At 76.0% G+C, this 321-nt stretch carries 1 protein-coding gene and 1 pseudogene; one reads left to right on the forward strand and one right to left on the reverse strand.

Annotated elements, in window-relative coordinates; translation table 11 throughout:
• Positions 1-127: pseudogene (locus tag JHD82_RS29225) on the forward strand (peptidase dimerization domain-containing protein); the annotation flags it as partial.
• Here the strand turns inward: JHD82_RS29225 and JHD82_RS29230 are convergent.
• The coding region (locus JHD82_RS29230) for a hypothetical protein (RefSeq protein WP_199140401.1) at positions 112-321 on the reverse strand (210 nt) is incomplete at its 5' end. The pseudogene JHD82_RS29225 and the gene JHD82_RS29230 overlap by 16 nt on opposite strands.

A 321-nucleotide genomic window follows, 5' to 3' on the forward strand; every position in this document is an offset into this window, starting at 1 on the left:
GCATGCGCTGACCGATCCCGCCACGGGCACGACCACCAATGTGGGCGTGCTGCAGGGCGGCATCGTGCCGAACATGGTGGCGCCCCACGCCAAGGCCGAGCTCGATGTGCGCTACACGGCCCAGACCCTGTCTCTTATACACATCTGACGCTGCCGACGAAATGCGAACAGTGTAGATCTCGGTGGTCGCCGGATCATTGAAAAGGGGGGGGGGGGGGGGGGGGGGGGGGGGGGGGGGGGGGGGGGGGGGGGGGGGGGGGGGGGGGGGGGGGGGGGGGGGGGGGGGGGGGGGGGGGGGGGGGGGGGGGGGGGGGGGGGGGG

Origin of the sequence: Delftia sp. ASV31 (assembly GCF_016428765.1) — a bacterium.
GTDB lineage: Bacteria > Pseudomonadota > Gammaproteobacteria > Burkholderiales > Burkholderiaceae_C > Comamonas > Comamonas acidovorans.